The 22,368-nt window shown below is 74.3% G+C and carries 22 protein-coding genes and 1 riboswitch; of the genes, 5 read left to right on the plus strand and 17 right to left on the minus strand.

Going from position 1 to position 22,368, the window contains the following annotated elements; all coding sequences use genetic code 11:
- Positions 1–39: 39 nt before the first annotated feature.
- The 4 genes from thpD to ectA all read right to left on the minus strand — a co-directional run bounded on the left by thpD (position 40) and on the right by ectA (position 3,352).
- Positions 40–939 (minus strand): ectoine hydroxylase, encoded by a 900-nt coding sequence (gene thpD, locus ACH4FX_RS16350; RefSeq protein WP_398479340.1) that lies wholly within the window; start codon positions 937–939, stop codon positions 40–42.
- Between the two features lie 86 nt (positions 940–1,025).
- Positions 1,026–1,448, minus strand: a complete 423-nt coding sequence (locus ACH4FX_RS16355) for an ectoine synthase (RefSeq protein WP_398479342.1) — start codon at positions 1,446–1,448, stop codon at positions 1,026–1,028.
- A 57-nt stretch (positions 1,449–1,505) separates the two neighbouring features.
- Positions 1,506–2,774, minus strand: coding sequence for a diaminobutyrate--2-oxoglutarate transaminase (ectB, locus tag ACH4FX_RS16360; RefSeq protein ID WP_398479344.1), 1,269 nt, complete (start codon positions 2,772–2,774; stop codon positions 1,506–1,508).
- 62 nt (positions 2,775–2,836) lie between these two features.
- On the minus strand, positions 2,837–3,352 hold the full coding sequence (gene ectA / locus ACH4FX_RS16365; protein ID WP_398479346.1) for a diaminobutyrate acetyltransferase: 516 nt from the start codon (positions 3,350–3,352) through the stop codon (positions 2,837–2,839).
- A 560-nt stretch (positions 3,353–3,912) separates the two neighbouring features.
- Between ectA and ACH4FX_RS16370 the strand changes: the two genes are divergently transcribed.
- Positions 3,913–5,004, plus strand: coding sequence for an amidohydrolase family protein (locus ACH4FX_RS16370; protein ID WP_398479348.1), 1,092 nt, complete (start codon positions 3,913–3,915; stop codon positions 5,002–5,004).
- 414 nt (positions 5,005–5,418) lie between these two features.
- Here ACH4FX_RS16370 and ACH4FX_RS16375 read toward each other — a convergent pair whose 3' ends face one another.
- Both ACH4FX_RS16375 and ACH4FX_RS16380 read right to left on the minus strand, forming a co-directional pair.
- Positions 5,419–6,408: a bile acid:sodium symporter family protein gene (locus tag ACH4FX_RS16375; protein WP_398479349.1), complete on the minus strand. Its 990-nt coding sequence runs from the start codon at positions 6,406–6,408 to the stop codon at positions 5,419–5,421.
- Positions 6,409–6,489: 81 nt separating this feature from the next.
- Positions 6,490–6,855, minus strand: a complete 366-nt coding sequence (locus ACH4FX_RS16380) for an ArsR/SmtB family transcription factor (protein ID WP_398479351.1) — start codon at positions 6,853–6,855, stop codon at positions 6,490–6,492.
- 132 nt (positions 6,856–6,987) lie between these two features.
- Between ACH4FX_RS16380 and ACH4FX_RS16385 the strand changes: the two genes are divergently transcribed.
- Together ACH4FX_RS16385 and ACH4FX_RS16390 are read left to right on the plus strand one after the other, a co-directional pair.
- The gene (locus ACH4FX_RS16385) at positions 6,988–7,368 is read left to right on the plus strand and encodes a hypothetical protein (protein ID WP_398479353.1); all 381 of its coding nucleotides are present in this window, start codon (positions 6,988–6,990) and stop codon (positions 7,366–7,368) included.
- A 31-nt stretch (positions 7,369–7,399) separates the two neighbouring features.
- On the plus strand, positions 7,400–8,146 hold the full coding sequence (locus ACH4FX_RS16390; protein ID WP_398479355.1) for an SDR family NAD(P)-dependent oxidoreductase: 747 nt from the start codon (positions 7,400–7,402) through the stop codon (positions 8,144–8,146).
- Between the two features lie 30 nt (positions 8,147–8,176).
- Here ACH4FX_RS16390 and cobC read toward each other — a convergent pair whose 3' ends face one another.
- Together cobC and ACH4FX_RS16400 are read right to left on the minus strand one after the other, a co-directional pair.
- Positions 8,177–9,247 (minus strand): Rv2231c family pyridoxal phosphate-dependent protein CobC, encoded by a 1,071-nt coding sequence (gene cobC, locus ACH4FX_RS16395; protein WP_398479500.1) that lies wholly within the window; start codon positions 9,245–9,247, stop codon positions 8,177–8,179.
- Between the two features lie 32 nt (positions 9,248–9,279).
- Positions 9,280–9,735, minus strand: coding sequence for a cobalamin biosynthesis protein (locus ACH4FX_RS16400; protein WP_398479357.1), 456 nt, complete (start codon positions 9,733–9,735; stop codon positions 9,280–9,282).
- A 92-nt stretch (positions 9,736–9,827) separates the two neighbouring features.
- Between ACH4FX_RS16400 and ACH4FX_RS16405 the strand changes: the two genes are divergently transcribed.
- Positions 9,828–10,553 carry a ZIP family metal transporter gene (locus ACH4FX_RS16405; protein ID WP_398479358.1) on the plus strand — a complete coding sequence of 242 codons (726 nt, stop codon included), beginning with the start codon at positions 9,828–9,830 and terminating at the stop codon, positions 10,551–10,553.
- A 38-nt stretch (positions 10,554–10,591) separates the two neighbouring features.
- On the opposite strand, the gene ACH4FX_RS16410 is transcribed toward ACH4FX_RS16405, so the two are convergent.
- The 9 genes from ACH4FX_RS16410 to ACH4FX_RS16450 form a co-directional block, all read right to left on the minus strand.
- The gene (locus ACH4FX_RS16410; protein ID WP_398479360.1) at positions 10,592–11,236 is read right to left on the minus strand and encodes a VOC family protein; all 645 of its coding nucleotides are present in this window, start codon (positions 11,234–11,236) and stop codon (positions 10,592–10,594) included.
- Positions 11,229–12,629: a cobyrinate a,c-diamide synthase gene (locus ACH4FX_RS16415; protein ID WP_398479362.1), complete on the minus strand. Its 1,401-nt coding sequence runs from the start codon at positions 12,627–12,629 to the stop codon at positions 11,229–11,231. The genes ACH4FX_RS16410 and ACH4FX_RS16415 overlap by 8 nt, the downstream gene beginning before the upstream one ends.
- 55 nt (positions 12,630–12,684) lie before the next feature.
- Positions 12,685–13,284, minus strand: a complete 600-nt coding sequence (gene cobO / locus ACH4FX_RS16420) for a cob(I)yrinic acid a,c-diamide adenosyltransferase (protein WP_398479364.1) — start codon at positions 13,282–13,284, stop codon at positions 12,685–12,687.
- On the minus strand, positions 13,284–15,416 hold the full coding sequence (locus tag ACH4FX_RS16425; RefSeq protein WP_398479366.1) for a putative cobaltochelatase: 2,133 nt from the start codon (positions 15,414–15,416) through the stop codon (positions 13,284–13,286). Before ACH4FX_RS16425 ends, cobO begins: the two co-directional genes overlap by 1 nt.
- Positions 15,416–17,035 (minus strand): cobyric acid synthase, encoded by a 1,620-nt coding sequence (locus ACH4FX_RS16430; protein WP_398479367.1) that lies wholly within the window; start codon positions 17,033–17,035, stop codon positions 15,416–15,418. Before ACH4FX_RS16430 ends, ACH4FX_RS16425 begins: the two co-directional genes overlap by 1 nt.
- 31 nt (positions 17,036–17,066) lie before the next feature.
- Entirely contained in the window at positions 17,067–18,065 is a 999-nt protein-coding gene (locus ACH4FX_RS16435; protein WP_398479369.1) for a cobalamin biosynthesis protein, read from the minus strand.
- A 130-nt stretch (positions 18,066–18,195) separates the two neighbouring features.
- A riboswitch (cobalamin riboswitch) is annotated at positions 18,196–18,343 on the minus strand.
- Positions 18,344–18,539: 196 nt separating this feature from the next.
- Complete coding sequence (locus ACH4FX_RS16440; protein WP_398479371.1) at positions 18,540–18,776, minus strand: hypothetical protein; 237 nt, start codon at positions 18,774–18,776, stop codon at positions 18,540–18,542.
- Positions 18,777–18,819: 43 nt separating this feature from the next.
- Entirely contained in the window at positions 18,820–20,166 is a 1,347-nt protein-coding gene (locus tag ACH4FX_RS16445) for an anion permease (RefSeq protein WP_398479372.1), read from the minus strand.
- 276 nt (positions 20,167–20,442) lie between these two features.
- Positions 20,443–21,252, minus strand: coding sequence for a lysozyme (locus ACH4FX_RS16450; RefSeq protein ID WP_398479502.1), 810 nt, complete (start codon positions 21,250–21,252; stop codon positions 20,443–20,445).
- A 269-nt stretch (positions 21,253–21,521) separates the two neighbouring features.
- On the opposite strand from ACH4FX_RS16450, the gene ACH4FX_RS16455 reads away from it, so the two are divergent.
- The gene (locus ACH4FX_RS16455; protein WP_398479374.1) at positions 21,522–22,175 is read left to right on the plus strand and encodes a class II aldolase/adducin family protein; all 654 of its coding nucleotides are present in this window, start codon (positions 21,522–21,524) and stop codon (positions 22,173–22,175) included.
- Positions 22,176–22,368: the final 193 nt, after the last annotated feature.

The raw sequence follows: 22,368 nt of genomic DNA on the forward strand, positions 1-22,368 counted from the left end.
CCCGCCGTACTGCCCGGCCGGCACCGTACGGCGCGGGCGCTACTTCACGGGAGTGAAGTCACGCGCACCGATGTACTCCGGGCGCCGGACCGGCGCCGCGAAGGGCTCCACCGCGGTGTTCTCCACGCTGTTGAACACGATGAAGACGTTGCTGCGCGGGTACGGCGTGATGTTGTCGCCCGACCCGTGCATGCAGTTGCAGTCGAACCAGGTGGCCGAACCGGGCTTGCCGGTGAACAGCTTGATGCCGTGCGCGTCGGCCATCTTGGTCAGCGCCTCGTCCGAGGGCGTGCCCGCGTCCTGCATCTGCAGCGACTTCTTGTAGTTGTCCCGCGGCGTCTCACCGGCGCAGCCGAGGAAGTGCCGGTGCGAACCCGGCATGATCATCAGGCCGCCGTTGGTGTCGTAGTTCTCGGTCAGCGCGATCGAGACCGACACGGTCCGCATGTTCGGCAGGCCGTCCTCGGCGTGCCAGGTCTCGAAGTCGGAGTGCCAGTAGAACCCGGAGGCCCCGAAACCCGGCTTGACGTTGATCCGGGACTGGTGGACGTAGACGTCCGAACCGAGGATCTGACGGGCGCGCCCCACCACCCGCGGGTCGGAGACCAGCTTGGCGAAGACCTCACTGATCTTGTGCACCTCGAAGACGGACCGGATCTCCTGGGACCGCGGTTCGACGATCGAGCGGTCGTCCGCCCGCATCGCCGGATCGTTGACCAGCCGGTCCAGTTCGGCGCGGTACACCGCGACCTCGTCCGCCGTCAGCAGTTCCCCGATGGCGAAGAAACCGTCGCGTTCGAAGTCGCTCAGCTCGGCCGGCGTGAAGGGCCCCTCCGTACCGGGCTGCGACCACACCACCGGGTCCTGCCGCGGGGTGATCACCTCGGTGGTCCCGCGGGTCGGGTACAGGTCGGCGGTGCGCTCGGGTGCGGTGGTCATGGTGTTGCCTTCCTCTCCTCTCGTACGGTGCGTTCTTCTCGCGCCTTTCTCGACCGCCGGACGGGGCGGCAAGCCGCGCCGGCGGATCAGCCGGCCTGCGCGGCGGGTTCCGGATCGGGCTCGGTGAGCAGCGGGTACACGCCGTTCTCGTCGTGGTCCTCGCGGCCCGTCACCGGCGGGTTGAAGACGCACACGCAGCGGAAGTCCTTCTTGATGCGCATGGTGTGCTTCTCGTGCCCGTCGAGCAGGTACATCGTGCCCGGGGTGATGAGGTGCTTCTCACCGGTCTCGTCGTTGGTGAGCTCGGCCTCGCCCTCCACGCACAGCACGGCCTCGACGTGGTTGGCGTACCACATCGACGTCTCGGTGCCCGCGTACAGGATGGTCTCGTGCAGCGAGAAGCCGACGCGCTCCTTGGCGAGGATGATGCGCTTGCTCTCCCAGGTGCCCGACTTGGCCTTGACGTGGCGGTCGGTGCCTTCGATGTCCTTGAAGGATCGGACGATCACGGTGTTCTCGTACCTTTCTGTGGTGCGGACAAGGAGTGGTGCGGTGGCGCGGTGCGCTCAGGCGCAGTCGCGGACCGCGCGGGCGAGGATGCGGAGCCCCTCGTCCAGCTCCTCGGGGGTGGTCGTCAGCGCCGGCAGCAGCTTGACGACCTCGCTCTCCGGGCCGGAGGTCTCGATGAGCAGACCCAGCTCGAAGGCGCGCTTGGCGATCTTGTTGGCGAGCGGCTTGTCGGAGCACTCCAGGCCCCAGACCATGCCGCGGCCGCGGTACTCGGCGATGGCGCCGGGGTGCTCCTCGACGATGGCGCGCAGGTGCGACTCGATGATCTCGCCGCGGGCCAGCGTCTGCTTCTCCATCTGGCCGTCGGCCCAGTACGTGTCCAGGGCCGCGGCGGCGGTGACGAAGGCCGGGTTGTTGCCGCGGAAGGTGCCGTTGTGCTCGCCCGGCTCCCACACGTCCAGCTCCGGCTTGAACAGGGTCAGGGCGAGCGGCAGCCCGTAGCCGCTGATGGACTTCGAGACGGTCACGATGTCCGGCACGATGCCCGCCTCCTCGAAGGAGAAGAACGCGCCGGTGCGGCCGCAGCCCATCTGGATGTCGTCGACGATCAGCAGCATGTCGCGGCGCTTGCACAGGTCGGCCAGCGCGCGCAGCCACTCGGCGCGGGCGACGTTGATGCCGCCCTCGCCCTGGACCGTCTCGACGATCACGGCGGCCGGGGTGTTCAGGCCGGAGCCGCTGTCCTCCAGCAGACGCTCGAACCAGAGGAAGTCCGGGTAGGTGCCGTCGAGGTAGTTGTCGAACGGCATCGGGGTGCCGTGCACGAGCGGGATGCCGGCACCGGCCCGCTTGAAGGCGTTGCCGGTGACCGCGAGGGCGCCCAGCGACATGCCGTGGAAAGCGTTGGTGAAGGAGACGATCGACTCGCGGCCCTTGACCTTGCGGGCCAGCTTGAGCGCGGCCTCCACGGCGTTGGCGCCCGTCGGGCCGGGGAACATGACCTTGTACGGCAGGTCGCGCGGGCGCAGGATGGTGTTCTGGAACGTCTCCAGGAAGGCGCGCTTGGCCGTGGTGGACATGTCCAGGCCGTGGGTGACGCCGTCGCGCTCGATGTAGTCGAGCAGGGCGCGTTTGAGAACGGGGTTGTTGTGCCCGTAGTTCAGTGACCCGGCGCCGGCGAAGAAGTCGAGGTAGGTGTGGCCGTCCTCGTCGTACATGTGGCTGCCCTGCGCGCGGTCGAAGACGGTGGGCCAACCGCGGCAGTAGCTGCGCACCTCCGACTCCAGGGTCTCGAAGACGCTCAGGTCGGGCTGGGTGATGGTCACAGCATGCTCCTGGGAGATGAGTGGCGTGAGCGGGGGAGAAGTCTGCGGGGGCTGTCGGGGCGTCAGGGCCGGTGCCCGGCAGGGGGACCGAGCGGGCCGATGCGGTGGAGCACCTCGGCGTCGTGCCCCTGCTCGGGGAAGAGCCCGGCGTCGAGGAGGACCTCGCGCGTCAGGGGCGCGCCGTGGCGCTCGGCGAACGAGGCGAACAGCCGGTTGGACGCCGCGTTGTCCGCGGTGATCGTGGTCTCGACGCGGCGTACGTCCTGTTCCTCCGCGGTACGGGTGACCAGGCCGTCCAGGAGGGCGGCGGCCAGTCCGCGGCCGCGGTGTGCCGCGTCGACGGCGATCTGCCAGACGAAGAGCGTCTGCGGGGACTCGGGGCGGAGGTAGCCGGTGACGAAGGCGGCCGGCTCACCCGCGCCGTCGCGGGCGACGGCGGAGGTGGCGGCGAAGTCCCGGCACCACAGCAGGTAGCTGTAGGAGGAGTTCAGGTCCAGTGCCTTGGAGTCGCGGGCGATGCGCCAGATCGCGGCTCCGTCCTCCACGCGTGGGGTGTCGAGCTTGAAGCCCTCCGGCATTTCTCTGATATCGCTTCGGGCACCTGCATGGTCTGCTTGCGCGGCGGTCATGCGAATTCAATTTACCCAGGGAAAAAGGAAAATGCATCGGGGGGAGGGGTTACGCGGGGAGGGGCTTCTGTGTTATCGCGCGGGGGCGCACGAGCGCGCGAGACACCCACACGATGTGCGGGTTTGCCCGGAAAATACGGGGCGAAGTGGACAGCTTGTGTGGTCGGTCACAGGTCCGTAACGTCCTGGAGACCGGGCGGAATTAAGTGATCCGACGCTAGCGAAATCTTGGCGTTTGAGCTGCGAAAAAGCGGGCAGAAGAATACGGGAAGCTGCGCACTTAAGAATAGGGAATTCGCCGGTAAAAGGTGTACCGCAAGAAAAGCCCGAGTGGCAACGGTGTTTACGTGACGCGGATCGGCGGGCGGGTTCCGAGGGGCGCGCGGTGATCGGACGGAACGGCTGCGGACACCGCCCGACGGACGGGTGGGCCGAAAGGCGCCCGCCGCGCGCGGGCCGGCCACCGGTCCCGGTGCCGTCCGGCGTAGCGCGCGTCATACAGTGCGGCCATGAGTGAGAGCGTGGTGCTGCACATCAAGGGGAGGGTCCTGGCCGGGCCGGACGACGTGCGCGACGAACTCTGGGTCGTCGACGGCCGGGTGACCTACCAGCGGCCGGCCGGCGCGCGGGAGGTGACGACCGTACGGGGCTGGGCGCTGCCGGGCCTGGTCGACGCCCACTGCCACGTAGGGCTCGACGCCCACGGCCCGGTCGACGAGGCGACCAGCGAGAAACAGGCGCTGACCGAGCGGGAGGCGGGAACGCTGCTGCTCAGGGACGCCGGTTCGCCGTCCGACACCCGCTGGATCGACGACCGCGAGGACCTGCCGCGGATCATCCGCGCCGGGCGGCACATCGCCCGTACGCGCCGCTACATCCGCAACTACGCCCACGAGATCGAGCCCGAGGACCTGGTCGCGTACGTCGCGCGGGAGGCGCGGCGCGGCGACGGCTGGGTCAAGCTGGTCGGTGACTGGATCGACCGCGAGACCGGTGACCTGGGCGCCTGCTGGCCGCGCGGGGCCGTCGAGGCGGCCATCGCGGAGGCGCACCGGCTCGGGGCCCGGGTGACCGCCCACTGCTTCGCCGAGGAGACCCTCGCCCCGCTGGTCGAGGCGGGCATCGACTGCGTCGAACACGCCACCGGCCTGACGGAGGAGACGATTCCGCTCTTCGCCGAGCGGGGTGTGGCGATCGTCCCGACGCTGGTGAACATCGCCACGTTCCCGACCCTGGCGGCGGGCGGTGAGAAGAAGTTCCCCGCCTGGGCGCGCCACATGAGGAGCCTGCACGAGCGCCGCTACGACACCGTACGCGCGGCGTACGACGCGGGGGTGCCCATCTTCGCGGGCACCGACGCGGGGGGCTCGCTCGCGCACGGCCTGATCGCGCAGGAGGTCGCCGAGCTGACCAAGGCGGGCATCCCCGCGGTGGACGCGCTCGCCGCGACGACGTGGGGGGCGCGGGAGTGGCTGGGGCGGCCGGGGCTGGAGGAAGGGGCCCCGGCGGACCTGGTCGTGTACGACGGCGACCCACGCGCGGACATCCGCGTACTTGCCGCTCCGCGGCGGGTGGTGTTGCGGGGGCGGGTGGTGGGCTGACAATTTCCGCCCGTGGCGGCTAGTCGACGTCGGTGGCGCGGACCCGTCCCCTCCAGACTCCGTCCTCCGGTGCCGGGCCCTCCCGTACGCGTCAGTCTGCCGCGGCGTGGGTGGGGGGACGTCTGGCCCCCACCGGCCGTTGGTCGCTGCACGGCGGGAGGGGGCGGACCGGAGGACGGAGTCCGGAGGGCCGGTCCCGTGGCCGGGTGCGGATCGGCGGCTGCCGACAGGGGGACGGTCCCGGGCCCTACAGACTTCGTCCTCCGGTCCCGAGCCCTCCCGTACGCGGCAGGCTGACACGTACGTGGTGGGGGACGCCTGCCCCCACCGGCCGTTCGCCGCTGTACGGCGGGAGGGGGCGGACCGGAGGACGGAGTCCGGAGGGCCGGGCCCGTGGCCGGGTGCGGGTGGCGTTTACCGGGCTTCGCGCGCATCGCGCGCACCGCGTGCCATCCAAGCGGCCACCGCCGCCCCCGAGATGTTGTGCCATACGGAGAACACGGCGGCCGGGAGTGCCGCTGTGGGGCTGAAGTGGGCGGTGGCCAGGGATGCCGCGAGGCCGGAGTTCTGCATGCCGACCTCGAAGGCCATCGCCCGTCCGGCCGGTTTGCCCAGGCGGGCCAGTCGGCCTGCTCCGTAACCGAGTGCCAGGCCCAGTCCGTTGTGGAGGACGACCGCGAGTATGACCAGTGCCGCCGCGTCCTTGATGCGTGCGGCGCTGCCGGCCACCACGACCAGCACGATGACCGCGATCGTCAGTGCGGACAGCCAGGGGAGCGCGCGCAGGGCCCGGTCGATCCAGCGGGCCAGCAGGAGGCGGAACAGCAGGCCGCCGAGCACCGGCAGGAGCACCGTCTTGAGGATGTCGGTCACCATGACCCCGGCGTCCACGTCCAGGAACTGCCCGGCGAGCAGCAGCGTCAGCGGTGGCGTGATCAGCGGGGCGAGGACCGTGGAGACGGTCGCCACCGAGACGGACAGTGCCACGTCGCCGCGCGCGAGGTAGGTGACGACGTTGGAGGCGGTGCCGCTGGGCGCGCAGCCGACCAGGATCACGCCGGCCGCGAGCTGCGGCGGCAGGTCCAGGACGGTCGCGATCAGCCAGCCCAGCCCCGGCATGATCACGTAGTGGGCGACCAGGCCCAGGCCCACCGCCCAGGGGCGCCTGGCGACCGCCGTGAAGTCCGGTGGCGTCAGTGTCAGGCCCATCGAGAACATCACCACGCCGAGCAGCCACGGCACCGCGGGCGCCCAGCCCGTGAACGGCGCGGGCCACAGCAGCCCGAGCGCGCCGGCCGCGATCACCAGCAGCGGGAAGACGGTGACGGCCCGCAGCGCCGCGCGGTCGGAGGCGGGCAGGTCGCCGGTGGGGGCGGGGCGCTGGCTCAGCTGTTCGGTGGGCACGGCGGCACCTTAGCGCCGGGCTGCGTGTACAGGACAACGGGTTCCGGATGGTGGACGGGGCCGGAGGGGGGATATCCGCCGTCAGCCGGCGGCCTCCGTCTCGGCCGCCTTGAGCAGCGCGGCCAGCAGTCCCGGGAACCGCGCCTCCAGGTCGTCCCGGCGCAGCGAGATGTAGCGCTCGCGGCCGATCCGGCGGGTGTGCGTCCAGCCCGCCTGCCGCAGGACGCGGAAGTGGTACGAGCCGGTGGCCCGGGTGACGGGCAGGTCGATGTCGCCGCACCCCGCCTCGCCGTCCGCCGCGAGCCGCCGCACGATGTGCTGCCGCAGCGGGTCGCCGAACGCCTGGAGCAGCGGGCCGAGGCGGATCGCGGAGGCGTCCGGCTGGTCGGGGTCGGCCGGGGGAGCGGCGGTGGGCGGCGTGCTGCGGGCGGTCTCCGTGGGAGCCATGGTTAGAGAGCCTTCTAAGTGAGTGGTACGGTCCGGATCGTCGATGACGCTTCGACGATCCTCTAACTGTCTGCGGGAGGCAAGTCGCCGCACGCCACCCCCTCCCGCGCCGTCCCGAGACGAGGTCCCGCCATGTCCACCGCCGCACCGGACACCCCCGGCGCCCCGCTGCGCACCCTCTTCTGCATCGGCGTCACCCAGGAGTTCTTCAACGCCGGTGACGAGGAACGCGCCGCCGTGGCCGCCGCCCTCCCGGCGGCCTTCGGCCGGCTCGCCGACCGCTTCGGCGTCCGCGTCCTCGGCACCCTGGACGACGACCGGCTCATGGTCGGCGCGTCCGCCGTCTGGCCCTGGACCTCGTACATCCTCGCCGACGTGCCCGACGTGGACACCGTGTCCCGGATCTGCGGCATCGTGCGCGACACGGAGGTGGGCGACGGGGGCGTACGGCTGTGGCGCTATCTGCGCGTCGAGGCCCGGGCGGGCCGCCCGCTGTTCTTCGGCACCGAGTGACCCACGCCCGTATCCCGGAAAGGAGGACCCCGTGCTGGACACCGGCCTCGCCGGCCGCACCGTACTGATCACCGGCAGCGCGCAGGGCCTCGGCGCCGCCCTCGTGCGCGCCTTCCACGCCGAAGGCGCGTACGTGGCGGCCCTCGATCTCGACGACACGGCCAACCGCGCGCTGGCCACCGCCCTCGCCCCGGACGGGGAACACGTCCTGCCGGTCCACGCCGACCTGCGCGACCTCGCCGCCACCGAGGCCGCATACCGCGCGGTCCGCGCCTGGCGCCCCGTGGACGTGCTGGTCAACAACGCGGCCCGGCCGCTCGCCAGGTCCCTGTGGGAGATCACCCCCGAGGAGTGGGACGAGGTGTTCGCGGTCAACCTGCGCGCCGTCTTCTTCCTCACCAGGGCCGTCGCCGGAGACATGCGCGAGCGCGGCTTCGGGCGCATCGTGAACATGGCCTCGATCGCGGGGCAGACACCCCGCCCCACCGGCGCCGCGTACGGGACCTCCAAGGCGGGGCTGATCGCGCTGGGCCGGGTGTTCGCCGCCGAGCTGGCCGGCGACGGCATCACCGTCAACACCGTCGCCCCCGCGATGATCGACACGCCGATGGTCCGGTCCGTCGGGCCCGAGGCGCTGGCCGGGCTGACCGCGCAGGTGCCGCTGGGCCGGATCGCCACCCCGGAGGAGGTCGCCCGCGTCGCCGTCTTCCTGGCCTCGGCGGAGACCTTCGTCACCGGCGCCACGTACGACGTCAACGGCGGCGCGCTGATGCGCTGAGAAGCCCGGCCGGGGCGCGGGCACCGGCCGTCAGCCCGTCAGCGCCTTCGCCAGCGCCTCGGCGAACCGGTCCGTGGTCGCCCGGTCCCGTACCGCCAGCCGCAGCCACTCCGGGCCCAGCCCCGGAAACGTGTCGCCGCGCCGCACCGCGAAGCCGAGCGCGCGCAGCCGGGCCCGGACGGCGGTGGCGTCCGGCAGCCGGATCAGGACGAAGGGGCCCTCGGCCGGGCCCACGACCCGTACCTCCCGGCCGTCGGGGCCGCGCAGTTCGGCCAGCCGGGCCAGCAGGTGGGCCCGGTCCGCCGCGACCTGCCGGGCCGCCGCCTCCGCCTCGGCCAGCGCCGCGGGCTCGCAGCACGCCTCGGCCGCGGCCAGCGCGGGCCCGGACACCGGCCACAGCGGCTGCGCCCGCTCCAGGTCCGCGATGATCTCCGGCGCGGCCAGGACGTAGCCGATGCGCAGGCCCGCCAGGCCCCAGGTCTTGGTCAGGCTGCGCAGGACGACGAGTCCCGGTACGTCCGTCCGGGACGCCAGCGACGCGTGCTCGCCGGGGACCGCGTCCATGAACGCCTCGTCCACGACCAGGGTGCGGCCGGGCCGGGCCAGCCGGGCCACCTCCGCGGCGGGGTGCAGGACGGAGGTGGGGTTGGTCGGGTTGCCGACGACGACGAGGTCGGCCTCGTCGGGGACGGCGCCCGCGGCCAGGCGGAAGCCGTCCCGCTCGGTCAGCAGCACCCGTTCCACCGGGTGCCCGGCGTCCCGCAGCGCCGCCTCCGGCTCGGTGAACTGCGGGTGCACGACGACCGGCCGCCGGGCCCGTACGGCCCGCGCGATCAGCACGAACGCCTCCGCGGCGCCCGCCGTCAGCAGCACCCGTTCCGGCGGGAGGCCGTGCCGCGCCGCCACCGCCCGGCGCGCCGGGCCGCCGTCCGGGTAGGCGGCCAGACCGTCCAGCGAGGCGGCGATGCGCGCCTTGAGCCAGGCCGGCGGCGTACCGGCGCGTACGTTGACCGCCAGGTCGGTCAGTCCGGGGTCCGCGCCGCGCACCTCGGCGTCCCCGTGGTGGCGCAGGTCCGGCTCGTACGGGCGGGAACCGGGTATGCCGGCGGGCGCGGCGGCGGACGGCGGGGTGGTCACGGTCTCTCCTCGGTGCGGTGGGGTGTGGTGCGGGCCCTGGCCACGGCGCAGGTGGCGCGCGCCCCGGGCAGCGACGTGCGCTTGCCGACGACGAGTTCGGCCGCGCCCGTGCGGGGGCCGCCGTCCGGGCCGGGGCCGCCGCCCGCCGCAGTCAGCGCGGCGGCCTCCGCGACGCTCGGCGTGCCGGCCGCGGCCAGCGCCGCCGGGGACGGATGTGGTACGGATACCGCGGCCAGGGCCGCGGCCGGATACGTCAGCAGCGGTACGCCGAGCCGCCGCGCCGCCGCGGTCAGCCCGGGCTCCGCCGCTTTGGCGTCCACGGTCGCCAGCGCGGTGACCGCGTCCGGTGCCAGGCCGCCCAGGGCTAGGCTGCCGGCGATCAGCGCCAGCACTTCGGCGGCGGGGACGCCCCGGCGGGCACCCACGCCGACGACGACCGGAGCCGCGCTCACCGCCGCCGTCCCGGGCGCCGGACATGCGGTACGCGCGGCCGGTCGGTAAGCAGGAGTGAGGGGTGCCGGAACCCCGGGGAAGGGGTGAGACCGTGCCGGTGGCCATCGCGCTGGGCGCGTTCTTGATGACACTGGTCGGCGGCTGGGTCGCGCACCGCGTCACCGACCGGCGGCATCTGGTCCTGGGCCTGGCCGGCGGCCTGATGCTGGGCGTGGTCGGCCTGGACCTGCTGCCCGAGGCGCTGGAGGCGGCGGGCGAGGAGGTGCACGGCGTCCCGGCCGCGCTGCTCTGCTTCGTGCTGGGCTTCCTCGCCACGCACGCGGTGGAGCGGCTGCTGGCGGTCCGCAAGGCGGCCCACGGCATGGACCCGGAGGAACGGGTGCCGCAGGTCGGTCTGACGGCCGCCGCCGCCATGGTGGTGCACAGCCTCATGGACGGCTTCGCGATCGGTCTGGCGTACCAGGTCGGCCGGGAGATGGCCGTCGCGGTGGCGCTCGCCGTCATCGCCCACGACTTCGCGGACGGCTTCAACACGTACACGATCACCAGCCTGTACGGGAACGCCCGCAACCGGGCGCTGCTCATGCTCGGCGCGGACGCGCTCGCCCCGCTGGCCGGCGCCGCCGCCACGCTGCTGTTCACCCTTCCGGAGCACTGGCTCGGGATTTACCTGGGCTTCTTCGGCGGCGTCCTGCTGTACCTGGCGACCTCGGACATCCTCCCGGAGGCGCACCACGACCACCCCGCGCTGTCCACCCTGCTGTGCACGGTGGCGGGCGTGGCGTTCATCTGGCTGGTGGTCGGCGTCGCGGGCTGAACCGGTGCGCCGGGCGTGCACGGCACCGGGAACGGCGGTCACGGCGCGCCGGCTCCCACACCGACGGAGACCGGCCCGTTGCGCCCCTCCAGCACGGCCGTCAGCCCCGGCTCGTCGCCCGCCTCGACGCTGAGCGCGGCGCCCAGCGCGGCCAGTTCGGCGCGGATCGTCGCCGGGTCGGGGTGGGTGCCGGAGAACAGCCGCAGCGGTACGACCGGCAGGGCCGGTCCGGCGGCCGGGTGCGGGGCGTCGCCCCAGTCCAGCAGGAACGGCACCAGCCCGCCGCCGGTACGCGGTGGCGTCAGCGTCCACGAGAGGGTGCCGCCGTCCGGCGTGCGGCGGGACATCGCCACCGGCTCGCCCGGGTCGTAGCCCAGGGCGCGGGCCCGTGCGACGTGCCCGGCGATGCCGCGTACCCGGACCGCCCAGTGGGCCAGCCGCGGGCCGCGCAGCGCGTCGATGCCGAACCAGCGCGGCGCCTCGGGCGCCGGCTGCGCCGGGTCCGGGCCGATGATCTCCAGGTACGCGCCGCCGCCGAGGCCCAGCAGGGCGTTGCGGGTACCCCGCCCCGGGTGGCCGCCGCCCGGCACCGGCCGGACGCCGGTCAGCGCGGCGACCTCGGCGGCGGTGCCCTCCAGATCGGGCGTGGCGAGAACCAGGTGGTCCAGTACGACATCAGCCACAAGGGGCCTCCAGCGGCGGGCGGGCGGCGGCGCCCGCGGCCAGCCGGTGGGCCAGCGACGGCTCGGCCGCCCAGTGGACGTGCAGGTACGAGGCGTGCACCCCGTCCTGGACGTGGCCCTCCACCCGGCGCGCGGGGTGGGTCATGCCCCAGGCGGGGGACGTGCCCGCGCCCGGTTCCAGCACCGTACGGTGGAATTCGTGGCCGCGCACCCGCGTACCCGCCGCGGCCAGCGCGTTGTCGCTCAGCGCCACCGCCTCCCGGTAGCCCAGGGTGAGCCGCTCCGACATCCGCGCGTCGGCGGGCAGCACCCCGCACATCGGTGCGCCGTCCAGGGAACGCGACAGGTAGAGCAGCCCGGCGCACTCGGCGACGACCGGCGCGCCGGAGGCCGCCAGCTCCACCACGGCCCGGCGCAGCGGCTCGTTCGCCGACAGCTCGGCCGCGTACATCTCGGGGAAGCCGCCGCCGATCACCAGCGCCCGGGTGCCGGCCGGCAGCCGCTCGTCGCGCAGCGGGTCGAACACGGCCACCTCCGCGCCGGCGGCCGTCAGCAGCTCGGTGTGCTCGGCGTAGGCGAACGTGAACGCGGCGCCGCCCGCGACGGCCACCACGGGCCTGCCGGCCACCGGGCCGGCGTTCTCCGGAGCGCCGCGGGCCACGGCGAGCGCCGGGTCCCAGGCCGTGCCCGGCAGCTCCGGCGCGCTGTGCGCCAGCGCCAGCAGCGCCTTGAGGTCGCAGCCCTCCCGCACCTGCGCGGCCTGCACCCGTACCGACTCCACCGCCTCGGCCTGCCGCTCGGCGACCGGGACCAGACCCAGGTGCCGGGACGGCGTGCGCACCTGCGGCGCCCGGCGCAGCGCGCCCAGGACCGGCACGCCCGCCTCGTCCAGCGCCCCGCGCAGCAGCTCCTCGTGCCGGTCCGAGCCGACCTTGTTCAGGATCACCCCGGCCAGCCGTACCCCGGGGTCCCAGGACGCGAAGCCGTGCACCAGCGCCGCCACCGACCGGGACTGCGCCGAGGCGTCCACCACCAGCACCACCGGCGCCCGCAGCAGCTTGGCGACCTGCGCGGTGGAGGCCAGTTCGCCGAGCCCGGAGGCGCCGTCGTACAGCCCCATCACGCCCTCGACGACCGCCAGGTCGGCGCCGGCCGAGCCGTGCAGGAACAGCGGCGCCACCTGGTCCGGGCCGCAGAGGTACGCGTCCAGGTTGCGGCCCGGACGGCCGGTCGCCAGGGCGTGGTAGCCCGGGTCGATGTAGTCCGGCCCGACCTTGTGGGCGGAGACCGTGAGCCCGGCCTCGGTGAAGGCCGCCATCAGGCCGGTGGCGACGGTCGTCTTGCCGCTGCCCGAGGCGGGTGCGGCGATGACGAGCCGGGGGATGGTGCTCACGGTCCGGTTGCTCCTGGTCCTGCTGTTCGCATCGCTGTCGTGCCCGCCGGCACCGTCACCACTCGATGCCCCGCTGGCCCTTCTGGCCCGCGTCCATCGGGTGCTTGACCTTGGTCATCTCGGTCACCAGGTCCGCGAAGTCGCACAGCTCCCGCGGCGCGTTGCGGCCCGTGATGACGACGTGCTGGGTGCCCGGCCGGTCCCGCAGGACGGAGACGACCTCGGCGGTGTCCACCCACCCCCAGTGCATCGGGTACGCGAACTCGTCGAGCACGTACAGCTTGTACGTCTCGGCGGCCAGGTCCCGCTTGACCTGCTCCCAGCCCTCGCGGGCCGCCTCCTCGTTGCTGAACTGCGCGTCGCGCTGGACCCACGACCAGCCCTCACCCATCTTGTGCCAGGCGACCGCGCCGCCCTCGCCGGTGTCGCCGAGTACCCGCAGCGCGCGCTCCTCACCCACCTTCCACTTCGCCGACTTCACGAACTGGAACACCCCGACCGGCCAGCCCTGGTTCCAGGCCCGCAGCGCCAGCCCGAAGGCGGCGGTGGACTTGCCCTTGCCGGGGCCGGTGTGGACGAGGACCAGCGGGCGGTTGCGGCGCTGGCGTGTGGTGAGCCCGTCGTCCGGAACGACGGACGGCTGTCCCTGAGGCATTACGCGGCCCTCCGGTTGATGTGGTTGGTGCCCTGTCCGCGGACGTCGCGGACCAGCGCGGTGACGCGGTCCGCGCGCAGTTCGTCGAGGGTGACGGCGGTGCCCTGGAGGTCCCGGGCCAGCTCGCCCGCCAGCCCCAGCCGTACCGGCCCCGCCTCGCAGTCCACGACCACCGAGGCGACGCCCTCCGCGCCCAGCAGCCGCGCCGCGCGGGAGGTGCGCACCAGCGGCTCGGGCCCGCCGGTGGACCGCCCGTCGGTGACGACCACCAGCAGCGGCCGGCGCGAGGCGTCCCGCAGCCGTTCCACGCGCAGCACCTCGTGGGCCTTGAGCAGGCCCGCGGACAGCGGTGTCCGGCCGCCGGTGGGCAGCGACTCCAGCCGGGCCGCGCCCGCCTCGACCGAGGAGGTGGGCGGCAGCGCCAGCGCCGCCTCCGACCCGCGGAAGGTGATCATGCCGATCTTGTCGCGCCGCTGGTACGCGTCGAGCAGCAGCGACAGCACCGCGCCCTTGACCGCGCTCATCCGCTTGCGCGCCGCCATCGAGCCGGACGCGTCCACGACGAAGAGCACGAGGTTGCCCTCGCGGCCTTCGCGGACCGCCTCCCGCAGGTCGTCACGGCGCACCAGCAGCCCCGGGCCGCGGCGCCCGCGCGCCACCTGGTGCGGCGCGGCGGCCTGCACGGTCGCGGCGAGGTGCAGCTTGGTCAGGGTGCCCTGCGGGCGGCGGGCGCCGGTGGTCCGGCCGTGCGCCGTACGGGCCCGCGAACGGCGGCCGTCCGCGCCCTCGCCGAGGCCCGGCACGTCCAGCCGCCGGGTACGGAACGGCTCGCCCGCGGCGACGGCGGCCTTCTCGCCGCCCTCGCCGGGAGCCTCCTCCCGCGCGCCTTCGGACTGTGCCTTCGGGTCGGCGGGGGCCGGGTCCGGGGCCGGTGACTGCTCGGGCAGCTGTGGCCGGTCGTGCGGGGTCTGGTCGTGCGGAGCCTGCGCGTCCTCGCCCTGCGGCCCGTCCGTGCCGCCGTCGCCGTCCTGCGGCGGCTGCCCGCCGCCAGGCCCGTCGGGGCCGTCCTCCGGGCCGCCGTCCGGGTCGGGGTCGGGTTCCGGGTCGTCGTCCTCGTCCGCGCCGAACTCCTCCAGCACCTGGTCGAGTTTGTCCTCGTCCAGGCCGGGGGCGTCGAACGGGTTGCGGCGGCGACGGTGGGGGAGCGCCAGCAGGGCGGCCTGCCGTACGTCCTCCTCGCGGACCGCCGTACGGCCCGCCCAGGCCGCCAGCGCGCTGGCGGTGCGCGCCATCACGATGTCCGCGCGCATGCCGTCCACCTCGAAGGCGGCGCACACGGCGGCGATCTGCCGCAGCACCGCGTCGCCGAGGACCACGTCCGGCAGCAGCGCCCGCGCGGCGGCGATCCGCTCCCGCAGTTCGCCCTCCTCGGCGGCCCAGCGCGCTGCGAAGCCTGCCGGGTCGGTGTCGTAGGCCAGACGGCGCCGGACGACCTCCACCCGCTGGTCCGGCTCGCGGGACGCGGCGACCTCCACGGTCAGCCCGAAGCGGTCCAGCAGCTGCGGGCGCAGTTCGCCCTCTTCCGGGTTCATGGTGCCGACGAGCAGGAAGCGCGCGGCGTGCCGTACGGAGACGCCCTCGCGCTCCACGTACGAGGCGCCCATGGCGGCGGCGTCCAACAACAAGTCCACGAGGTGGTCGTGGAGCAAGTTGACCTCGTCCACGTACAGGATGCCGCGGTGCGCGTCCGCCAGCAGGCCCGGCTCGAACGCCTTCACGCCCTCCGACAGCGCGCGCTCGATGTCCAGCGCGCCGACCAGACGGTCCTCGGACGCGCCGACCGGCAGCTCGACCATGCGGGCCGGGCGCTCCTCCGAGCCGTACGTCTCGTGGGGGCCGTCCGGGCACGCCGGGTCCGGCGCGGCGGGATCGCAGGAGAAACGGCAGCCGGTGACGACCGGGACGTCCGGCATCAGCGCCGTCAGACCGCGCACGATCGTCGACTTCGCGGTGCCCTTCTCGCCGCGGACGAGCACCCCGCCGATGGCCGGCGAGATGGCGTTGAGCAGCAGGCTCAGCCGCATGTCGGACATGCCGACGACCGCGGTGAACGGGTAAGGGACCGATGCCATCAGGGAGTACCCCCTTCGAGGGACGTGCGGTGTGCGGGCGCGGTGGTGGCCGCGCCGGGTGCGGCCGGGGTGCGGGACGGCGGCGGTATCGGCGGCGCCCCCGGCGGCACGAACGGCAGCCCGGCCGGCACCCCGTCCTCGATGAGCCGCAGCAGCGCCGCCGTGTCCGCGTGCTCCTCGATCAGGTCGCCCAGCCGGTCGAGCTGCTCCTCGCGCAGCGCGGCGAAGCCGGTGTCCGGCGCCGGGACGAACGCGCGGCCCGCGTCGGCGGCCACCCGCCGCAGGAACGCCCGGCGGAACCCGTCGCTCTCCAGGGAGCCGTGCCAGTGGGTGCCCCAGACCGACCCGGACCGGCAGCCGTCGAGGAAGGGCTCGCCGCCGGAGACCTCGGCCACGCCGTGGTGGATCTCGTACCCCTCGACCGGCTCGCCCAGCGCCTCGCCGGACGGCCGGGCCAGCGTCTTGTCCGCCGCGAACCGGACGCGTACGGGCAGCAGCCCCAGCCCGTCCACGGTCCCGGCCTTCGACTCGACCTCGTCCTCGATGCGTTCGCCCAGCATCTGGAAGCCGCCGCAGATGCCGAGCACCGGGCGGCCCTCCGCGGCCCGCCGCCGCACCGCGTCCGCGATGCCGCGCTCGCGCAGCCACTGGAGCGCGCGGACGGTGCCGCGGGTGCCGGGCAGCACCACCAGGTCGGCGTCGGCCAGCTCCTCGGCGCGGTCGACGAAGCGCACCACGACGCCCGGTTCGGCGGCCAGCGCGTCCACGTCCGTGAAGTTCGACATCAGCGGTACGGCGGCCACCGCGACGCGCAGCACGTCGGCGCCGTGCGGCGGCGCGACGACGCTTTCGCGGACCGCGCCGCGCAGCGAGACACGGAGACCGTCCTCCTCGTCGATGCCCAGGCCGTGCGCGAACGGCAGCACCCCGAGGGTGGGCCGCCCGCTCAGCTCCTTCAGCATCTCCAGGCCCGGCTCCAGCAGCGTCACATCGCCGCGGAACTTGTTGACGAGATAGCCCGCGACCAGCGCCTGGTCCTCCCGGGACAGCAGCGCCGTTGTGCCGAAGAACGAGGCGAACACACCGCCCCGGTCGATGTCGCCGACCACCACGACCGGTATCCGGGCGGCCCGCGCGATGCCCATGTTCACGATGTCGGTACGCCGCAGATTGATCTCCGCGGGGCTGCCGGCGCCCTCGCAGATCACCGCGTCATGCGTACGGCGCAGCTCCTGGAGGCAGTCCGTGACCGTGCCGAGCAACTGCTCCTGGCGTCCCGCGTGGTAGCCGCGCGCGCTCAGCTCGCCCACCGGCTTGCCCATCAGCACGACCTGGCTGCTGCGGTCACTGCCCGGCTTCAGCAGCACCGGATTCATCAGCGCGCTCGGCTCGACGCGCGCCGCCGCCGCCTGCATCGCCTGCGCCCGCCCGATCTCCGCGCCCTCGCGCGTCACGAACGAATTCAGCGACATGTTCTGCGCCTTGAAGGGCGCCACCTTGACGCCCTTGCGGGCCAGCCAGCGGCAGATGCCCGCCGTCACCACGCTCTTGCCCGCGTCGGACGTGGTGCCCGCCACCAGCAGCCCACCGCCGAGCGGCGCCCCACCCGAACCGTTCACCTGGCACTCCTCGCCGTCCGCACGCTGCTGCTCACTGGGCCCTCCCGGCCGTACGGGACCGTCGTACCGTTCCTGGTGTACGGGACCGCCGCAGCGCCCCGGCCGCCAGCCGGCCCGCGACCGTGGCCGCCAGCGCCGCCACGCTCACCCGGCGCGACAGCGTCACGGCCCGCTCGATGTCCGCCACCGCCACGGGGCGCCCGGCGCCGCCGTTGAGCACCGGCCGGTGCTCGACCCGGCCGCCGTACGCCAGGGTGCCGCCCAGCCGTACGCCCAGCGCCCCCGCGAACGCGGCCTCCACCGGGCCCGCGTTGGGGCTCGGGTGGGACGCGCCGTCCTGCTGCCAGGCGCGCCACGCGCCCCGCCGGTCCGGGCCGGACAGGACCGCCAGCGCGGCGGTCAGCCGGGAGCCGGGGAAGCCGGCGACGTCGTCGAGGCGGGCCGAGGCCCACCCGAAGCGGCGGTAGCGCGGCGACTTGTGGCCCACCATCGCGTCCAGCGTGTTGACGGCACGGAACGCCAGCAGCCCCGGCACACCGGCGACGCCGCCCCACACCAGGGCGCCGACCACCGCGTCCGAGGTGTTCTCGGCGACGGACTCGACCACCGCGCGCGCCATCTGCTGACCGTCCAGGGCCTGGGGATCGCGCCCGCACAGGTGCGGCAGCCGCTCGCGCGCCACGTCGAGATCGCCCGCGGCGAGCGCCCCGCCGACGGCCCGCGCCTCGCGGCCCAGCGAGGTGCCGCCGAGAACGGCCCAGGTGGCGGCGGCGGTCAGCGCGACGGAGGTGGCGGGGGAGCGGCGTACGGCACGGGTGAGCAGCGCGGCGCCGACGGCGGTCCCGCCGGCGCACAGCGCGGTGTGCAGGGCCCCGCGCCCGCGGTCGTCGCGCCACAGGCGGCGCTCCACGGCTGCCGCGGCCCGCCCGAAGGCGGCCACCGGATGGCCGCGCCGGGGATCGCCCACGACCAGATCGCCGAGGAAGCCGAGGGCCGCGCCGCACGCGTAGCCGGCGTGTTCGGCACGCATCGGATCAGACCGCCGTCGCGCCTCGGAGGGGCGGTACGGGGGTACGTCCAGCAGGTCTCGCACTGCGGCCGGGCATGGCGGTAGGTCCTCACTCAGGGTCCGCGCCCTGGTTCGACGGATACGGCGACGAGAGTCTCCTGGCTCCCGGATCGGCGCGTCCCCCGGCCTTCCAGTCCGTACGGAACCCGTGTCCCGGACGCGGACCGTGGCCCTTGCTGGAGGAGCGCTCCCCGGTGACAGTGGCGGGACCGCGCCGGATTCTCACCGGACTTCCTCATCTGTCGCCGATTGGCTCCGGCAGTCCACCACGCTCCGCGAAGCCCGTCAACTCGCGCTTGACCTGCGGCGCGGACCCGTGGCAGGGCCTGTGGGCAAGGACACAGGCACGCGGTGTCCGGGAGACGGCGAGGGCGCCCGGTGGCCGCGGCAGGTGCCGCGGCCACCGGGCGCCCCGGGGACCGTGCTACGGCCGGGTCAGGCCGCGACGATCAGATAGATCCCGTACGCCACGGCCGCCGCGCACAGCGCGAAGCAGACGTACGCACCGGCCCGCGCCGCCCCGGCGGGACCGTCGGCGGCCACCGCCTCGCCCTCCTGGCGCGGCTTGCGGGACGTACCGACGATGCCGAGGGTGAACAGGCCCACGATGCCGACCGTCACGACCAGCGTGACGCCGAAGACCTGGCCGAGCGCTGCCCAGTCGATGCTCATTGCGTTCTCGTTCCTTCGTGGAAGCCGGGGGCGTGCGGGCGGGTCAGCCGGCGGCCGAGCCGGCCTTGGCGCGCAGCTTGGCCGTGTGTGTCTCGTGCGGGTGGGCGGCCACCGGGGCGGCGATCACCGGGGCGGCGACGCCGACCGGGTCGGCGAGCGGCGCGTCGGCCACCGTGGGCGCCGGGATGGTGGCGACGGCCGGAGCGGGCGCGGTCCCGACCGGGCCGGCGGGCGGCGGAGAGACAGTCTGCAGGGCGGCGGTCACCACACCCGCGGGCTCCACGGCCGGACCCTCGTTGACATTGGTGTGGTCCACCGGCTTGCGCCGGGAGGCCAGCCAGATCGCGCCGCAGACCGCGAGCGCGAGGACCGCGACGGTGGCGATGCCCCAGTCGCCCTGGTCCGCCAGCAGCGCGGCACCCGCCGCGACCAGGCCGGCGGCCGGCAGCGTCAGGCCCCAGGCGATCACCATCCGGCCCGCCGTGGACCAGCGCACCACACCGCCCTTGCGGCCCAGCCCCGAGCCCATGACCGAGCCGGAGCAGACCTGGGTGGTGGAGAGCGCGAAGCCGAGGTGGGAGGAGGCCAGGATGGTGGCCGCGGCGCCGGTCTGGGCGGCGAAGCCCTGCGGCGGCTGGATGTCGGTGATGCCCTTGCCCATCGTGCGGATGATCCGCCAGCCGCCCAGGTACGTGCCGAGCGCGATGGCCAGGCCGGCCGAGGCGATGACCCACAGCGGCGGGTCGGCGTGCGGTGCGACGACACCGCCGGTGATCAGCGCGAGGGTGATCACGCCCATCGTCTTCTGGGCGTCGTTGGTGCCGTGGGCGAGGGAGACCAGCGCGGCGGAGGCGATCTGCCCGGCGCGGTAGCCCTTGGCGGTCTCCGCCTCGTCGCGGTTGCGGGCCAGCCGGTAGGTCAGCCGGGTCGCGGCCATCGAGGCCAGACCGGCCACGATGGGCGCGGCGACGGCCGGGATGAGGACCTTCATGACGACGGCGCCGCCGTGCACGCCGCTCGCGCCGACGGACACCAGGGTCGCGCCGATCAGTCCGCCGAAGAGGGCGTGCGAGGAGCTGGAGGGGAGCCCGGCCAGCCAGGTGACGAGGTTCCAGACGATGGCGCCGACCAGTCCGGCGAAGATCACTTCTGGTCTGATGCCGGCGGTCTCGTCGATGATCCCGCCGGAGATGGTCTTGGCGACCTCCACCGACAGGAACGCGCCGACCAGGTTGAGGACCGCCGACATCGCCACCGCGATCCTGGGCTTGAGTGCCCCGGTGGAAATGGTGGTGGCCATGGCGTTGGCCGTGTCGTGGAAGCCGTTCGTAAAGTCGAACACCAAGGCCGTGACGATCACGATCCCGATGAGAAGCGTGATGTGTTCCATTCACCCAGGCAATCAGTTCGGTGGTCAGTAACGCTCGGGACCGTACGGACGACGGGTGAACGGAAGGTGAACTGGGCCCGGCGGCGCGGTGACGTGCCCGGAGGGGGCGCGCGGAGGCGCCCGACGCGTCACACGGGGCCCGTGCGTATCAGCTCGGGGGCCCCGGTAACCTCAAGGGTCCCATGGGTACCGGTGCCGGGGGCCCGCGTCCCGGCCTCGCGATCCGGCGCTCTGGTCCCGCGCCGCGTCCCGGCGTTCCGGGTCCCGCTCCGCGGCTCAGCCCCGGGCGAAGCGCCGGAGCTGTGCGGCCGTGCCGTTCCACTTGTTCTGGTCGCCCGGCAGTGCGCCGTGGCTCGCATACTGCCAGAAGCTCGGGTACGCCCAGCCGGCCGGCAGCTTCCCGGGCGCGCCGTGCCAGCGGGCCAGCCACAGCGGGTGGGTGGCGGCGAACGCCCGGCTGCCGCCGGTGCAGCCGTTCCACCACCGCGCCGTCGTGTAGATCACCGGCCGTCGCCCGGTCTGCCGCAGCACCTCGTCGCTGAACCCGCGGATCCACCGGACCAGCGCCGCGCCGCTCATCCCGAAGCACGCCCGCTCCCGGTCGTACGGGTTGTGCTCGATGTCGAGGGCGGGCGGCAGCGTCCGGCCGTCCGCCTTCCACCCGCCGCTGTGGCGCAGGAAGTGCCGGGCCTGCGCGGTGCCGGAGGACGCGCTCGGCACGCCGAAGTGGTAGGCGCCGCGCAGCAGGCCGGCCTTGCGTGCGCCGCGGTACTGCCGGGAGAAGTAGGGGTTGCGGTACCAGTTCGACTCGGTGGCCTTGACGTAGACGAACCGGCCGCCCTTCGCCCGTACGCTCCGCCAGTCGACGGCGCCCTGGTGGGAGGAGATGTCGTGGCCGAGCGGTTTGCCGGCGGCCTCGGCGGCGGGCGGCGCGGGCACGGCGGTGTACAGGACGGCGGTGAGCGCGCCGAGGGCGAGGGAGCCGGCGGCGAACCGGCGCCGCCGGGTGCGCGGCGGGCGCTGCGGGGCGCAGGGCCGGTGGGGCGGGCACGGTGCGTCGGGCAGGCGATCGTGATCACGGGCCATGATTCCCCCCGGGAATCCCAGGATGACGATGTACGGCATGGCTACGTGCATGACAAATCCCAGGCAGCGTACCGAGTGATCCGTACAAGGTGGTCGATGCTCGGTCAATTCCCACCGAGGTGCCACCGGTCGGGCATGACGGATACCGGAAGGCGGGGATCCGCCCCATGGCGCCGTGCACGGCCCGTACGGTGTCGGCAGCCACCCGCGCACCACCCCCGCGCACCCCGGCGGGGCCGGCGCCCGCACCGCACACCGGAGGCACACGCATGACGGACCGGGAAGCCCTCGACGACGCCTGGCGCGAGCTGGTCGCCACCGCCCGCCGCACGGTCACCGACGGGCTGGTCGTCGGCACCTCCGGCAACGTCTCCGCGCGCGTCGGCGACCTGGTCCTGGTCACGCCCAGCGGCGTCCCGTACGACCGGCTCGGACCCGGCGACCTCACCGCGGTGGACCTCGACGGCCGCCCCGCCCACGGCACGCTGCGGCCGACCAGCGAGCTCCCCATGCACCTGGCCGTCTACCGTGCCACCGGCGCCCGCGCCGTCGTGCACACCCACGCCGCGCACGCCACCGCCGTCTCCACCCTCGTCACCGAACTCCCGCCGGTGCACTACATGACCGCGGCCCTCGGCGGCCCCGTCCGCGTCGCGCCGTACGCCCTGTACGGCACCGAGGAGTTGGCCGAGAACATGCTCGCCGCACTGCGCGACCGCACCGGCTGCCTCCTGCGGAACCACGGCACCATCGTGTACGGGGACACCCTTGACGAGGCATACGACCGCACGGCCCAGCTGGAGTGGATGTGCCGCGTCTGGCTCGCCGCCAGCGCGCTGCCCGGCCGCGAACCCGCCCTGCTGACGCCGGAACAGCTCACCGAGGCCGGCGACCGCCTGCGAGGCTACGGTCAGCCGCGCTGACCACTGAGGCGCGGTGCTGGGGTGGGACTTCGGGGGTCTGGTGCGTTGGGTGCTGGGCTGGGGTGCGGGGTTTCGGCGTCGGCTGCCGGGCTGGAGCGTTGGGCCCTCAGCGGTGGTTGCCGGGCCGGGGCGTCGGGCCTTCGGTGTCGGTTGCCGGGCCCGGCCGCTGCTCCCCGTCGTCGGCTGTCGCGCC

This window comes from Streptomyces sp. NPDC018019 (genome assembly GCF_044327805.1).
Lineage (GTDB): Bacteria > Actinomycetota > Actinomycetes > Streptomycetales > Streptomycetaceae > Streptomyces.